The organism is Bradyrhizobium sp. USDA 3650 (genome assembly GCF_054057395.1).
Genome location: NZ_JBSRZG010000001.1, coordinates 2803770 through 2818927, shown reverse-complemented (window position 1 = coordinate 2818927; position 15158 = coordinate 2803770). Strand labels below are relative to the sequence as shown.

Below are 15158 nucleotides of genomic sequence, written 5' to 3'. Positions count from 1 at the left end.
TGTGGTTGCGGGGCCCTGAGCCCTTCGACGGAGTGATTGGTCGGGCAGAATCACCATGCTGGAGACTGAGTCGGGCACGGGAACGGAAGGCGGGCTGAAGCGCTGGCTCGAGGGTATCGGTCTTAGCCACTATACCGATCTCTTCGCGCAGCACCGTCTCGATCTCGACGTCATGGGGGACCTGACCGAATCCGATCTGGTCGAGCTCGGATTGCCGCTGGGCGATCGGAAGCGGCTCCAGCGCGCCATGACCGCGTTGTTCCGGGCCGAAACCGCGCAGATGCCCGACGCGACGGCGCGCCCGCAAGTCCGGACGGAGGTCGGCGCGGAGCGGCGTCAGCTCACCACCATGTTCTGCGACATGGTGGATTCCACCTCGCTCTCGGTGCAGTTCGATCCGGAAGACGTGCGCGACATGATCGCGAGCTTCCGCGAAACCTGCGTCCGCGTGGTGAAGCATTACGAAGGTTTTGCCGCCCGCTTCGTCGGGGACGGTATTTTGGTCTATTTCGGCTATCCGACCGCACATGAGGACGACGCCGAGCGCGCCGTGCGTGCCGGGCTGGAAATCGTCCGGGTGCTGTCGACCGCCCGCGCGATCGAGCCGCGTGGTGCGCTCAGCCACTCGCCCGCCGTCCGCATCGGCATTGCGACCGGTCTCGTCGTGGTTGGCGACCTCGTCGGACAGGGCACCGAAGAGCGCGACTCCGCGGTGGGAGAAACCGTCAATCTCGCCGCGCGCCTGCAAGGCCTGGCGCCGCCCAACGGTGTGGTGATTTCCACGTCGACCCAGTCGCTGCTGAAGGGGAAGTTCGACTACCGCGATCTCGGCGTCCACGCGCTCAAGGGCATCTCGGAGAAGGCCCAGGCCTGGCACGTGATGCGCGCCTCGCGGGTGGAGACCCGCTTCGCCGCCGCGATGGGCACGCGGCTGACCCCGCTCGTCAACCGCGAGGAGGAGATTGCGCTGCTGATGGGGCGCTGGCAGCAGGCCAAGGAGGGCGAGGGCCAGGTCGTGGTCAAGTTCGGCGAGCCCGGCATCGGCAAGTCGCGCATTATCCAGGAAATCTTCGAGCGGATCGCGGGCGACCGCCATGGACAGGTCTCGTTCCAGTGCTCGCCCTATTACACCTCCACGGCGTTCTATCCGTTCGCTGAGCAGCTCAAATTCTCTCTCGGTCTCGATCGCGAGGATGCGTCCGTGCAGTCGCTGGCGAGCCTGGAGACCGCGATCGCCGCCGCTCATGGCGACATCGAGCAGGTTGCTCCGCTGCTTGCCGCGCTGTTGTCCATTTCGACCGGTGACCGCTATCCGCCGCTGGAGCTGTCGCCGCAGCAGCAAAAGGATGCGACCGTCGCGGCGCTGGTCAATCATTTTCTCGGCCTTGCGCGCGAGCAGCCGCTGGTGATCGCATTCGAGGATCTGCACTGGATCGACCCGACATCCCGTGAGGTGATCGATCTCCTGGTCGACCGGGCACAGCACCGGGCAATCCTGGTCATCATCACCGCGCGGACCGAATTCCAGCCGAGCTGGAACGCCCATTCGCATATCACGACCCTGGTCCTGAGCCGGTTGAGCCGGCAGTTGCGCGCGACGCTGGTCGAGCGCGTGGCGGGACGCGAGCTTCCCAAGGAGGTCATCGAGGAGATCATCGTCAAGACCGACGGCGTGCCGCTGTTCCTGGAGGAGCTGACCAAGACGGTGCTCGAATCCAACCTCCTGACCGAACGGCACGGGCGCTACGTGCTGTCGGGCCCGTGGCGGCAGCTCGCGATCCCGGCGACGCTGACGGACTCGCTGATGGCGCGGCTGGACCGGATGGGGCCGTTCAAGCGGATCGCGCAGATCGGCGCCACCATCGGCCGCGAATTCTCCTACGAGACTCTGCACGCGGTCGCCAACACGCCCGCCGAACAGATCGAGGCTGCGCTCAATCATTTGGAGGAGGCCGGGCTGATCATGCGCCGCGGCCATCCGCCCGACGCGCTTTACTCCTTCAAGCACGTGATGATCCAGAACGCCGCGCATGCGAGCTTGCTGCACAGCGAGCGGCGCAAGCTGCATTCCCGGATCGCTCAGGTGCTCGCCGAGATGTATCCCGAGAAGACCGAGCGCGAACCGGAGCTGCTTGCCCATCATTTGACCGAATCCGGCCAGAGCGAGGGCGCTGCCAGCTTCTGGCTCAAGGCCGGCAAGCAGGCGGCCAAGAGCGGCGCCAATCTGGAGGCGATCGGCCATCTGCGCCGCGGCCTCAGCGTCGTGCAGGCCAATGCGCGCATGCAGGGCGCCGACGAGATGGAGCTGGAGCTGCGCATCGCGCTCGGCAACGCGCTGATCGCCGCCAAGGGCTATGCCGTGCAGGAGGTCGAGGAGAACTACGTCCGCGCCCTCGAGCTCGGCCAGCAACTCGACGATGACGAAAAGGCCTTCGCCGCCACGCGCGGGCTCTGGGTCTGTCATTTCATCCGCGCCGATCTGACCCGCGCGCACGATCTCAGCGTCGAGCTGTTGAAGTTCGCCAAGCGCGAGCGGCTGAACGAGGGGACGCTGCCGGCGCAACAGACCGGCTATCTGATCGAGGCGCATCGCTCGATCGCGATGACCATGCTCTATCGCGGGCGCTTTGCTGTGTCCCAGCACCATCTGCATCGCTGCATCAACCTCTACAGCCCCGACCTGCACTCCGATCTGATGGAGCGGCACGGCACCGATCCCGGGGTCGTCTCGCTGTCCTATCTCGGCTACCTGCTGTGGTTCCTCGGCCGGCCCGACGCGGCGCGCCAGCACAGCGAGCAGGCGATCGCGAACGCCGAGAAGATCCGCCACCCCTTCACGCTCGCCTTCGCGCTCGTGTTCGGCGCCTATCTCTGCCAGCATTTGCGCGATGTCGAAGGCACGCGCGACCACGCCAACCGCGCCATGATCATCGCCACCGAGCACAATTTCCTGCACTGGAAGCAGCAGGCCGCGATCCTGCGCGGCTGGGCGCTGGCGCAGCTCGGCGAGGCCGACGAAGGCCTCAGCCAGATGCGGTTCGGCCTCGACGAATACGAAGCGATGGATTCCTGGCTCGCCGGCTGCTGGTTCCGCTGCCTGCTCGCGGAGGCCTACGCCAAGGTCGGGATGCGCGATGCCGCCTTGCGCGCGCTGGACGGTGCGCTCGCGACCGCAAGACGGACCGGCGACCACTCCTACCTCGCCGAGGTCTACCGCCTGCAAGGCGAGATCACGCTCTCGGACGGGGATCCGGCCTCGGTGCAGGAGGCCGAGGAACTGTTCAACCTGTCGCTGGAGATCGCACGCAAGCAGGGCGCGCTGTCGTGGGAGCTTCGCACCGCCGTCAGCCTCGCGCGCCTGTCGCACCAAGCCGGCAAGCGCGAGCACGCTCGTCTCCTGCTCGTACCGATCGTGGGCAGGTTCAGCGAGGGCTTTTCCACGCCGGACCTGAAACAGGCGATGCAACTGATCGACGAGCTCGGCGCGGACGCGCCTGTTCGTGCACAGGCCGATCTGTGAGATGAGCGATCTTGCCGCCGCGCGTGCGCGTTACGTGGAGCTGATCGCAAAGCGCGAGCGGATCTCCTCAACGCGCCTGCTTGAAGCCCTCGCCACCGTTCCGCGCGAAAAGTTTCTGGCGAAGGGACCCTGGCGCATCAAGAGCGAGGCGGCGCGCAATTATCGGCTGACGCCGGATGCCGATCCCGTTCATCTCCAGGACAATGTGCTGGTCGCGATTGATGCGCGCCGCAAGCTCGACACCGGACTGCCGAGCCTGTGGGCACACTTCATCGACTTGCTCGACGTCGGGGAGAAAGACCGTGTGGTCCAGATCGGCTGCGGGCTCGGCTATTTCTCGGCCGTGCTGTCGAAGATCGTGGGCCCCAAGGGCAGGGTGCAGGCAATCGAATGCGACGAGCGGCTTGCGGCGCGCGCCGCGACCTATCTTGGCGCCTATCGCAACGTCGCGGTCGTCCATGGCGACGGATGCGAGGACATCGGCGAACCCGCCGACGTGATCATCGTTCATGCCGGCTTCTCGCAGCCGCATCCGCTCTGGCTTCGGTCGCTTCGTCCGCGCGGCCGGCTTCTGGTGCCGCTGACCCAGCGGGACCGCGAAGGCGCCGCGCTCAAGATCACCCGCAAGGGCAAGGGGTTCGAGGCCGAGGCGGTGCAGCAGATCCGGATATTCCCCGGTCAGGGTCGAGGCGTGACCGCGCTCGACGACCGCGTCGCCGACTGGTGGCAGCGCGCCTCCACGCTGGCGCCGCTGCGCTTTCGCAGCATCGAGCAGGGGCTGCCGTCGGATGGCTAATGCTTCGTTTCATTTTACCTTGATTGCGAATGTAAGTATTCAACGCGCCTCGGCGCCGTTATGACTACGGCCTGATCGCCATACGAGCGCGCGCCATGCATTCCGTTGCCCTGCTGACCGCCAGCTACGCCAAGGATATCGAGCGCTTTTCGCTGCTCAGCGAGAGCATCGACACCTGGTTGACGGGGTACACGCGGCATTATGTTCTCGTTAACGATGAGGATCTGCCGCTGTTCGCGCGGTTCGCTTCCGACAAGCGTGTCATCGTTCCGGCCTCGCGCTATTTGCCGAAATGGCTGTGGGCGCTGCCGCCGGCTCTGCAGTTCATCAGCAAACGGCGCGTCTGGCTGTCGCTGCTGTCGTCTCCGGTTCATGGCTGGCACATCCAGCAGATCCTCAAGATCGCCGGCGTCCTCAACGCGCCCGAGCAGCGCGTCTGCATCCTGGATTCGGACAATCTGTTCTTCCGCGAATTCGACGTCGGCCAATACGCCGGCGCCGAGAAGACCCCGCTGTTCGTCACGCGCAACGGGATCGACGCCGCCCACCCCTTGCATGTCCTGTGGCTCCGCACCGTCGATCAGCTCCTTGGCATCAAGGACAGGTCCTTCCCCGCGGACGACTATGTCGGCAACGCACTGGTATGGGACAAGGACACCGCGCGCGCGATGACCGACGCGATCAAGTCGGCGACGGGATTGAACTGGGTTCTGGCGCTGTGCCGGAAGAAGAAGTTCTCGGAATATCTCATGTACGGCCATTTCGTCGCGAACGCGCCCGCGCATCTGGCCGCCCATCGGGTCACCGAGGACAGCATCGCGGTCTCGCATTGGGATGACACCCGCCTCGACCGTCCGGCCATCGAAGCGATGATGCGCGCCGCTTCGCCCGACCAGGTGGCGCTCTGCATCCAGTCCTATTCGTCGACCTCGATCGACGACATCCGCGACGTGTTCCGCCTCAGCTCGCGCGACCGTCGCAGTCCGAGCCTGTCTCCGGAGGACATCGGGGACCAGGTTCAGTTCGAGGCTCCGAAGACGCGCTGAGACCCGGCGCCTTCACGCGTCCTTCGTGAACTTACTGATCACGTTCATGAACGGCTTCGGCTTGAACTCGCCGTCGAGCGGCAGGGGACGGTTCGGCTGCTTGTCGGCGCGGGCAAAGGTGCCGTTGATCCAGCTATAGCGGTCCGAGAGGCCCCAGGTCAGGATCGAGCGCACCGGTCCGCTGGTCGAGATCGCGGTCAGGAGATCATCGACCCGCTTGGCGACGATCGCATCGCGCTCCGCCGGCGTCCCCGTCAGCTTCTGGTCGTCAACATCGAGCTCGGTGACGTACACCTCAAGGCCCCAGGCGCGCAGCTCGGTGACGAATTCGGCGAGCCCATGGGTGTCGATCTCGAGCTCGGCATGCAGATGCGATTGCAATCCCACGGCGTGCAGCGGCACGCCCTGGTCGAGCAGCTCCATGATGAGTTGGCGGTAGGCCGCGCGCTTCGCAATGAACGTGTCCTTGGCCGACTCGATGTCATATTCGTTGATCGCGAGCTTGACGAAGGGGTCGGCCGCCGCTGCCGTGCGGAACGCCAACGGAATCCAGCGATTGCCCAGATGCTGCGTCCAGAACGACTCGCGCCGGTCTTTTGGACTGCGCGGATTGTCGGGGATCGGCTCGTTGACGACGTCCCACGACGTCAGCTTGTCCTTGTAATAGGAGACGACGGTGCCGATGTGGTCGACATAGGCGCGCTCGACGCCCTTGGTATCCTTGATCTGCTTGGTCCAGTCCGGAATGTCGTGATACCAGGCGAGCGCGTGGCCGCGCATCGTCAGGTCGTTCTGCCGTGCGAAATCCAGGATCGCATCGGCACGTTCGAAGGCAAAGGTATGCGCGTCGGGACGCAGCATCGGCCATTTCAGCTCGAGCACCGGAACCACCTGCGTGCAATAGGTGCTGATGGCTTCGCCGAGCCTGGGATCGGCTTGCAGATCCCAGAGCGTGGCCGCGGCACCAAATCCCTGATGGCGCTGGGCGAGTTTCGACGCCGGCGCTGCGGACGCCGATGCGGCTGCCGTGAGTGCTGCGGCGCTGCCGAGGAGAAATTCGCGTCTGTCGAGCCTGGTCACGGCATTCCTTAATCGCACCAACGCGCCATCGTACCAAGCGACGCCTTGCAACGCCGGGGTTTTCCCTCGTTGGGTTAACTTTGCCATCTGCGAAACCACGGTTCCTTTCCGTGGTCGTGCCGCCGGTCAGGGAAGGGCAAATTTAACGCTAACCCGTGAAAGCGGCCCCAAAGCCGCATTCGCCGCCCGATCTCCAGACTTATGTGACACTCTTGAGAGATGCTGCGGCGCAATTCGTTCGCCCCGCCATGGTCCAATTGATGAACGGCCGTCACACTCGCAACAATGTTGCCGGTCCCGTGCTCACATGCTGAACCGCCATTTTTCGATTTATCTCGTTGCCTACATCCTGCCTGCGGCGGTGGGCTTCTTCGCCGTCACGGCCTACACGCGGCTGCTGACGCCGGCGGAGTACGGCGTCTATGTCGTCGGCATCAGCCTGGCCGGCATTCTGGGCGCGATCTTCTTCGCCTGGATCAAGCTCTCGGTGTCGCGCTATCAGGCGATGTCGGCCGAGGTGGATTTCCGCGGCACCGCAATGGTCGCCTTCGCGCTCACCGTCGCCGTCCTCTGCGCCACCACGCCGCTGGTCTTCCTGTTCCGCAGCGATCTCAGCGTCGGGCTGCTGCTTGCCAGCATGTTCGTCGCGATCATGGCGAATGCCGTCGATGTCGGCCAGGAGTTCGAGCGCGCCAAACTGCGCCCTTACAGATTCGCGGCGATCTCGATCGTGCGCAGCGTGTCGAGCGTCGGTTTCGGCCTAGTCGGCATCTGGCTGGGCTGGGGTGGACTGGGACTGCTCGCCGCATTCGGCCTGGGTTCGCTCGCCGGGATCATCCTGAACCTCGTCGGTGACCGCACCAGGATCGCGCGTTTTCAGCGCAGTCAGTTCGTGCAGCTCGCGCGCTACGGCCTGCCGCTGACGCTGGCCGGATTGTCCGTCGCGGTCTACTCGGCCTGCGACCGCCTCATCGTGGCATATTTGCTCGGCAAGGACGCTGCCGGCATCTTTGGCGTCGCCGCCGATCTGCCGCGACAATTCATGGTCATGATCGCCTCCAGCGTCGCTGCGGCAACAGTGCCGCTGGTGTTCCGGTCATTGTCGGAGAAAAACAACGAGACGACGCGGGAGCGGCTGACCGAGAGCCTCGAGCTTCTGCTCGTCGTGGTCGCGCCCGTCGCCGTCTGGCTCGCGCTCGCAGCCGACCAGGTCGCCGGCACACTCGTCGGCGTCGACTTCCGCGCCGGCGTGTCGGCATTGCTGCCGACCCTGGTGCTCGCGCGCTTGTTCGGCATCGCCAATCAATTCTACGTGCAGATCAGCTTCCAGCTTGCCGAGCGGCCGTTCATGCTGGCGGCGCAGTCGTTTCTGACGCTGGTCGTCAGCGTGGCGTTGATGTTCGTGCTGGTGGCCGGCCATGGCCTCTACGGCGCGGCGCTGGCGACCCTTGCAACCGAAGCGATCGGCTTGCTCGTTGCCGTCGTCCTGATGCATCGCGCCCATCCGGTCCCGTTCGACCTCCACCGTCTCGCCGGCGTTGCCGTCTCTGCCGCGGCGATGGCGGCTGCGATTCTCGTTGCACGATCCCAGGTCAATGGCATCGGTCTCGTCCCACTCATGGTCGTGAGCCTCGCCGGCGGGCTCGCTTATGCCACTGCCGGCTGGTTGCTGAACGTCGCAAATGTCCGGACGCTGTCGCTGCGTTTCCTGCGAACCTTCAATCGCAAGGCACTGGGCGTTTAAGCCGCAATATCTGACGAGGCTCGGCCTCACCGTCTGAAGCTCTGAAACCGCCGCTTGGCCTGGCGATGGCTCGGTTCCGACCGGAAGTGGTCCAGGCGGAGGGCGATTTTGTTGCGTCGGTGGCCATAACCGTGCTTCTTGGGCGGCATGTCGGGAGCAGAGCAGATATGAGCCAAGGAATACCGGAAATCCGCGCATCGGCGCAGTTGCTTGCCCGCTATCGCGAGCCCGACAATGCGCGGGGTGTCCTTGAACTGGCGATTACGGCGATACCGTTCGTCGTCATCTGGGCTCTGATCTGGGCCGCTCTTGACCAGGGCTATTGGTTTGCCCTCCTGCTGGAGGTGCCCGCGGCGGGTTTGCTGGTCCGCCTCTTCATGATCCAGCACGATTGCGGACACGGCTCGTTCTTCCGCGGCCGCGTTGCCAACGATTGGGTCGGCCGTGCCCTCGGCGTGATGACACTGACGCCATACGGGTACTGGCGGCGCAACCATGCAGGCCACCATGCGAACTCCGGCAATCTTGATCAAAGGGGGTTGGGCGACATCGATACGCTGACCACGCGTGAATTTCTCGGGCGGTCTCGATGGCGTCGGACGCTGTATCGCTTGTATCGACATCCCCTGGTGATGTTTGGCGTCGGCCCCTCGTATTTGTTCATCTTGAAGCACCGATTGCCGGTGGGGATGATGCGTCGCGGCTGGAAACCCTGGCTGAGCACGATGGGCACGAACATCGCCCTCGCGGTTCTCGTCGTCACGATGATCCAGCTGGTCGGCTATGGGCCGTTCCTGCTCGTGCATCTGCCGATCATTGTTCTGGCGGCGTCGATCGGTGTCTGGCTGTTCTACGTCCAGCATCAGTTCGAGCACACGCACTGGGCCCACGACGAGACCTGGAATTTTCACGACGCCGCGCTGCACGGCAGCTCTCACTACCAACTGCCGGCTGTCTTGCGATGGTTCACGGCAAATATCGGCGTCCACCACATCCATCATTTGTCCAGTCGAATTCCCTACTATCGCTTGCAGGACGTGTTGCGCGACAATCCGCAGTTCGCTGGTGTCGGGCGGATCACGCTGCTCCAGAGTTTGCGGACCGTGCGGCTGACCTTGTGGGACGAGGAGCGGCAGCGGCTCGTCTCCTTTGGAGAGGCGGCCTTGTTTGGAAAGGGAGCCAAGCTTGTTTAAAAAGGGCGGCCTTGGCCCCAGCGGTTTCGCTTACGCCGCCCCCGCGCGGCCGCCGAATGGCGTGAATCCGCGCGATCGGAAGGCGATGGGCGTTCAGCGTCCGTTTAACGTGGCCTCGCCGTCCGACGCCGGGCGCTGGCAGCCGTGTCACCGACCCCCGGTCATTCTGTCGCAGCGATAGACCGCCAGCTTCGGCCGCGTGCCGCCCTTCCGCCTGCGTCAACCGTCGTATATGAGATTTATCGCCGGAACGTGCCGAATGTCGCCACAGACGGAACGTAAGGCGACTGCGATTTCTTAATTCAATGATCGCAATCTGATCAATGACCGGCGGACTGGCAATTTCGACCGAGGATGGCATGAGAAACCTGATGACAACGGCGCAATCTACCGTGGCGATGCGGCGTTGGGGGCCTCCCGGAATTGTGACCTTGGCGGCGATGCTCGCCTTCGCGGCCGTGGCCCCGGCCAATGCGGCCAAGCAGGCGCGTCAGCCGGCCGAGGCGGTGGCGCCGCGCGAGGCCGGCGAGCCGATCATGGCGATCGTCTCGATCAAGAGCCAGCAGGTCACCTTCTACGACGCCGAGGGCTGGATTTTTCGCGCGCCGGTGTCCACCGGCACGACGGGACGCGAGACGCCGGCCGGCGTCTTCGCCATCGTCGAGAAGGACAAGGACCACCACTCGACCATGTATGACGACGCCTGGATGCCGAACATGCAGCGCATCACCTGGAACGGCATCGCGCTGCATGGCGGGCCGCTGCCAGGCTATGCCGCTTCGCATGGCTGCGTGCGGATGCCGTTCGGTTTCGCGGAGGGCCTGTTCGACAAGACCAATATCGGGATGCGCGTGATCATCTCGCCGAACGACGCGGCTCCGATCGACATCGTTCATCCCGCCTTGTTCATGCCGAAGCGGGACGCCATTGCGGCGGCGCCAGGCCAGATCGGCAAGCTCTCCGGCGAGGCCGAGGAGGCCACAAGGGCGGCCGACGAGGCCAAGAAGGCTGCGACTTTGGCCGCGAAAGAGGCGGCATCGCTGCCGGCCTCGCTGCGCAAGCTGGAACAGCAGAAGACCCGCGCTGACGCCGAGCTCGCCTTCGCCGACAAGCAACTCGCGGCCGCCAAGACCGATCAGGCCCGCGCCAAGGCCGAGGAGCTGAAGCAGAAGGCCGCCATCAAGGCCGCCGACGCGGCGACGCAGCTCGATGCCGCCAAGGCCGCCGCACAGCCGAAGCGCGATGCGGTCGCTGCCACGAAGGAGGCGGCCAAGGCGGCGGCGACCAGGAAGTCCGACGCCGTAAAGGCTGCGACCGACGCAAAGCTCGCGCTCGAGCCGGTCTCGGTCTACATCAGCCGCGCGACGCAGAAGCTCTATGTGCGGCGGAACACGCACAAGCCGGCACCGGACGGCGGCGGCGAGGTGTTCGACACCAGCATCGAGGTTCCCGTCACGATCCGCAATCCCGACCAGCCGCTCGGCACCCACATCTTCACGGCGATGGCGAAGAACGACACCGGCCTGCGCTGGAGCGTGGTCACGATCGAAGACAGTGACAACGCCAAGAACGCGCTCGATCGCATCATCATCCCGCAGGAGGTGCTCGATCGCATCGCGCCGACGGCGTTGCCGCGGTCCTCGATCATCATCTCGGACGAGCCGCTGAGCAGCGAGACCAACTACCGCACCGAGTTCGTCGCGGTGCTGAGCAACCAGCCCCAGGGCGGTTTCATCACGCGCAAGCCGACCGCGCCTCCGATGGCCATGGCGAGCGACGACGGCTGGGACAATGGCGGCAACGGTTTCGGCTTCTTCTTCCAGCGCGACCCGAACCCGCAGCCCGTCAATCCGCGCCGGCGTGGCCAGTATCAATATTATCAGCCGGCACAGCCGATGCAGCGGGGCTTCTGGTAGGAGGCGGGCTGATCGAAGTCCGTCACTACCGCGCCTCGATCACGATAGCCTGGATCTTACCCTCGATCGGTCCGGACCCATGGCGCGTCCGGATCGCCTCGGCAACGATGTCGGTCGCAGCCTGGAGCTTGCTGGCATCGCGTGCCTCGATCTCGCTGCGCAGCGGCGTGCCCTGGCAGAGCGCGATCGCAACGTGCTCGGGCGACGGCGCGCGGCTTATTTCAGCGCGCGTTTCGATCGATATGTCACGGAAGCCTGCGCGTTCGAGGTCGGTTCTGATGACGGCCTTGTCGTGATAGCCGTGCGGCGTCCGGGCCATGAAACGGGGCGGGTCGTCGGGGAACAGCTTTTCGAGTGCGACAGTTGCTTCATGGGTCAGCACATTGTCCTCGATGCGATCCCAGACGTTGAACACGAACGTGCCGCCGCCCTTCAGGACGCGCTTCACTTCGCCGTAAGCCTTGACGCGGTCCGGAAAGAACATGGCGCCGAACTGGCAGCAGACCACGTCGAAGGCGGCATCGTCGAAGGGCAGGGCCGATCCGTCCGCCTGGCGCCACGAGATGCGATCGTCGTCTGCCTGACGCTGCGCCGCGACGGCGAGCATGGGCTCGTTGAGGTCGGTCGCGACATAACGGATGCCGCGCGGCAGCGCCGCCGCGACCGCGCGCGTCACGGCCCCGGTGCCTGCCGCGATCTCGAGCAGCACGGAGGGAGACCGGGCCGCGACACGTCTTGCGATGTCCTCGGCGTAGACGGCGAAGATCAGTGGGACCAGATATTCGTCGTAGAGCTTTGGGATCGAGCCGGCGAAAACCTTGTCAGTGTTGGACATGCTTGCCTCGCTGAAGGTTCGGACACGAGGCTCATGTTACCATGGATTGCCGTCTACCGCGCCAGCAGCGCGGTGAACCCGGCGGGTTCCTGCATCGCCTTGCGGGCCTCCAGCGTCATCGGCCCCCACCGACCTCGCGAATCGGCCGCGTGCCATCCCAGGTGGCCGCTGCCTGCCGGACCTTCTCGAAGAACGGCCCCTTGGTGCCGCTGATGTCGGAGATCTCGATCACGGTGCCTGGATGGGCCTGGGTGTCGAAATAGGCAAAGCGCCCCTTGTCGCCACCGATCTGGCCCTCGTGGCCGATCCGGTAGCCGAGCCCGAGCGCCCTGTCGTAGAGCGCCTGATAGTCGTGGCTCCAGTACGACATGTGCTGAAGGCCTTCATGGCCGGACTCGAGGAACTCCCTGTACAGCGAGGGCGCGTCGTTGCGCTGCTGGATCAGCTCGATCTGGAGATCGCCGGAATTGGCCAGCGCGATGCTCATCTCGACGGCAGAGTTTTCGCCGCGATGGCGAAACCAGTCGGTCTTGACGCGGTCCATGTAGTACCAGGGACCGACGCCCATGACGTCGATCCAGTGCTTCATCGCGGCGTGGATGTCCCGCACCACATATCCGTTCTGGCGCACCGCGCCGAAGATGCGGCTCATGCCGGCGCTCCCGTTGTCACCTCGTTCACCTGATCTCGATTCACTTCACTTCACTTCAATGCCCGCGTCCTTGGCAACCTGCTTCCAGGCCGCGATGTCGCGGGCGTTGATGTCACGCTGCTCGTCGCCCGGCACGAATTGCGGCGTGATGCCGAGCCCCAGCAGCTTCTCCTTCACCTCGGCATCGGCGAGCGCGTCCTTCAGTGCCGCCGACAGCTTTCTTGCGATCGGCTCTGCGAGGCCCGCAGGCGCATACATCGCCCAGGACAGGCTGCGGTCGAACGGCACGCCCTGTTCCTTGTAGCTTGCGACATCCGGCAGGCTCGGCGAGCGCTCGCCGCAGGCGGCCAGCGCCTTGATCGAGCCGTCCTTCACCAGCGGCGTCGCGGTCGCCATGTCGAGGGTCGCCAGCGAGATGTGGCCGCCGAGCAGATCGCCGGCGAGTTTTGCGATGCCGTTGAACGGCACGTGGTCCATCTTGATTCCGGTCTGCTGCATCAGGATTTCCGCGCAGAATTGTCCGGTCGAGCCCACGCCCCAGCTTCCGTATTGGATCGGCTCACCCTTCTTGGCCAGCGCGATCAGGCCCTTGATGTCGTTGGCGGCAAAATCCTTGGTCGCCACCAGCATGATCGAGGACGTGCCGATGCGCCCGATCGTGGTGAAGTCCTTGATCGAATCGTAAGGCAGTTTCGGATAGATCGCCGGCGCCAGCACATGCGTGGTCATGCCGCCGACGGTGATGGTGTAGCCGTCGTTCGCCGCCGCCGCGACGATCTGGGTGCCGAGCGTGCCGGCAGCCCCGGTGTGGTTCTCGATATAGACGCTCTGTCCGAGCGTCTTGCCCATCCTGTCGCCGAGCAGCCGCCCGATCACGTCGCCGCCGCCACCGGCCGCATAGGGCAACAACATCCTGATCTTGTGCGTGGGATAGGCGGCTGGGTCCTCGGCCCGCGCAGGCAGCATTGCCGAGGACGTTGCGACCAATGACAATGTTGCGGCGCGCAGCAGACGAAAATGGACGAAGCGCGCCATGACCCAGTCTCCCAGATTGCTCTCCGCTTCTTGAGAGCGGAGTTGAAACGAACGATCGTTCGTACGGTTGACTAGCGAACGATCGTTCGTTAGTCAAGCCGCATGGCTGTCCACACCACCAGCGCGGCGGAAGCGGCTGCGCCTACGACCCGCGCGCGCATCCTTGCCGAGGCGCTCGATCTGTTCGCGCAGAGCGGTTATGGCGGCGCCTCGATGCGCGAGCTCGCGCGTCGCGTCGGCATTCGCGAGAGCAGCCTCTATAATCACTTCGCCGGCAAAGCCGCGATCCTCGAGGCGATCGTTGCCGAGCACGGTCCGGCCAGCTCGGCGAGCCGGCTGGAAGAGCCGCGCTACAAGCAGCTCGCGCGCCAGCCCGCCGCGTTCTGCCGGCAGTTTGCATTGGACCTCGTCGAGCAATGGTCCGATCCGCGCGAGCACCAGTTCCAGAAAGTCATCACCGCCGAGCGCAATCGCGTGCCCGGCATCCGCGCCAAATTCGCCGATCATTTTTATGCGCGCGAGCAGAGCATGATGACGGATTATTTCCGCGGCTTTGCGCTCGCCGGGTTGGTCTCGACGCCGGATCCGCGCGAGACCGCGCGGCTGTTCGCGGCCGGGCTGATCTACATCCGTCTCGAGCATTACGTGATGGGCGCGGCACCGTCGCCGCGGCCGAAGGTGATCGAGGCGATCGACCGCTATCTCGCCTTCTTCCTGTCGCTGATCGCGGCGGACGGCGGGACGCAGGACAACAAGAAACGAAAAGCCAAGGGAGAGAATCGTGGCAAGGCTGCCCCTGATTGATCCGGAGACCACCAGCGGCGACATCCGGGCGTCGTTCGACCGCATGCCGATCAAGCTGAATATTTTCCGCATGATGGCGCACGCCGAGGCCAACATGATCCCGGCGATGCGGCTCGGCAATTCGATCCTGCACAAGCAGAAGCTCAGTGCGGTCAATCGCGAGCTCCTGATCCTCCAGGCCGCCCAGCTCGAAGGCGGCGCCTATGAATGGCGCCAGCACGTGCCGATCGCGCTCGGGGTCGGCTGCACGCAAGCACAGATCGATGCGGTCGAGCGCGCCGACTACGATGCCGCCGGCTTCAGCGAGGCCGAGCGCGCGCTGCTGAAATTCGGCCGCGAGGTGGTCGAGAACGTCCGCGTTCCCGAGGCGATCTTTGCCGCCATGCGCGAGCATTTCAGCGACCAGGAGATCGTCGAATCCATCGTCGCGCTCGGCTTCTACATGATGATGGCGCGTGTCACCGAGGCGACCGAGACCGATCTCGATCCGGCAGCCGGCATGAAGGTCTATGACGGCGGCAAGACATAGGCGGCGCG

Annotated in this window: 12 protein-coding genes; 8 read left to right on the top strand and 4 right to left on the bottom strand. The window is 64.9% G+C overall.

From position 1 onward, the window contains the following. Positions 1 to 55: 55 nt before the first annotated feature. The 3 genes from ACVIN2_RS13065 to ACVIN2_RS13055 all read left to right on the top strand — a co-directional run bounded on the left by ACVIN2_RS13065 (position 56) and on the right by ACVIN2_RS13055 (position 5362). The gene (locus tag ACVIN2_RS13065) at positions 56 to 3520 is read left to right on the top strand and encodes an AAA family ATPase (RefSeq protein WP_456765927.1); all 3465 of its coding nucleotides are present in this window, start codon (positions 56 to 58) and stop codon (positions 3518 to 3520) included. A gap of 1 nt (position 3521) precedes the next feature. Next, positions 3522 to 4316: a protein-L-isoaspartate O-methyltransferase family protein gene (locus ACVIN2_RS13060; RefSeq protein ID WP_456765926.1), complete on the top strand. Its 795-nt coding sequence runs from the start codon at positions 3522 to 3524 to the stop codon at positions 4314 to 4316. Positions 4317 to 4411: 95 nt separating this feature from the next. Beyond that, positions 4412 to 5362 (top strand): DUF6492 family protein, encoded by a 951-nt coding sequence (locus ACVIN2_RS13055; RefSeq protein WP_456765925.1) that lies wholly within the window; start codon positions 4412 to 4414, stop codon positions 5360 to 5362. Between the two features lie 12 nt (positions 5363 to 5374). Here ACVIN2_RS13055 and ACVIN2_RS13050 read toward each other — a convergent pair whose 3' ends face one another. Beyond that, positions 5375 to 6442: an endo-1,4-beta-xylanase gene (locus tag ACVIN2_RS13050; RefSeq protein WP_456765924.1), complete on the bottom strand. Its 1068-nt coding sequence runs from the start codon at positions 6440 to 6442 to the stop codon at positions 5375 to 5377. A 307-nt stretch (positions 6443 to 6749) separates the two neighbouring features. Here ACVIN2_RS13050 and ACVIN2_RS13045 point away from each other — a divergent pair, with 307 nt between their 5' ends. From ACVIN2_RS13045 to ACVIN2_RS13035, 3 genes are all read left to right on the top strand, one after another. After that, positions 6750 to 8186: a lipopolysaccharide biosynthesis protein gene (locus tag ACVIN2_RS13045; protein WP_456765923.1), complete on the top strand. Its 1437-nt coding sequence runs from the start codon at positions 6750 to 6752 to the stop codon at positions 8184 to 8186. Positions 8187 to 8353: 167 nt separating this feature from the next. Continuing rightward, on the top strand, positions 8354 to 9379 hold the full coding sequence (locus ACVIN2_RS13040) for a fatty acid desaturase (protein WP_027516086.1): 1026 nt from the start codon (positions 8354 to 8356) through the stop codon (positions 9377 to 9379). Positions 9380 to 9738: 359 nt separating this feature from the next. Then, positions 9739 to 11295, top strand: a complete 1557-nt coding sequence (locus tag ACVIN2_RS13035) for a L,D-transpeptidase family protein (protein ID WP_456765922.1) — start codon at positions 9739 to 9741, stop codon at positions 11293 to 11295. A 25-nt stretch (positions 11296 to 11320) separates the two neighbouring features. Here the strand turns inward: ACVIN2_RS13035 and ACVIN2_RS13030 are convergent, their stop codons facing one another. The 3 genes from ACVIN2_RS13030 to ACVIN2_RS13020 all read right to left on the bottom strand — a co-directional run bounded on the left by ACVIN2_RS13030 (position 11321) and on the right by ACVIN2_RS13020 (position 13817). Continuing rightward, positions 11321 to 12130: a class I SAM-dependent methyltransferase gene (locus ACVIN2_RS13030; protein ID WP_456765921.1), complete on the bottom strand. Its 810-nt coding sequence runs from the start codon at positions 12128 to 12130 to the stop codon at positions 11321 to 11323. 115 nt (positions 12131 to 12245) lie between these two features. Then, positions 12246 to 12782, bottom strand: coding sequence for a VOC family protein (locus tag ACVIN2_RS13025; RefSeq protein WP_456765920.1), 537 nt, complete (start codon positions 12780 to 12782; stop codon positions 12246 to 12248). Between the two features lie 45 nt (positions 12783 to 12827). Continuing rightward, the gene (locus tag ACVIN2_RS13020) at positions 12828 to 13817 is read right to left on the bottom strand and encodes a Bug family tripartite tricarboxylate transporter substrate binding protein (protein ID WP_456765919.1); all 990 of its coding nucleotides are present in this window, start codon (positions 13815 to 13817) and stop codon (positions 12828 to 12830) included. Positions 13818 to 13919: 102 nt separating this feature from the next. Between ACVIN2_RS13020 and ACVIN2_RS13015 the strand changes: the two genes are divergently transcribed. Then, the gene (locus ACVIN2_RS13015) at positions 13920 to 14621 is read left to right on the top strand and encodes a TetR/AcrR family transcriptional regulator (RefSeq protein ID WP_456765918.1); all 702 of its coding nucleotides are present in this window, start codon (positions 13920 to 13922) and stop codon (positions 14619 to 14621) included. Further along, a complete protein-coding gene (locus tag ACVIN2_RS13010) occupies positions 14599 to 15150 on the top strand; it encodes a carboxymuconolactone decarboxylase family protein (protein WP_456765917.1) in 552 nt (183 codons plus the stop codon). Before ACVIN2_RS13015 ends, ACVIN2_RS13010 begins: the two co-directional genes overlap by 23 nt. Positions 15151 to 15158: the final 8 nt, after the last annotated feature.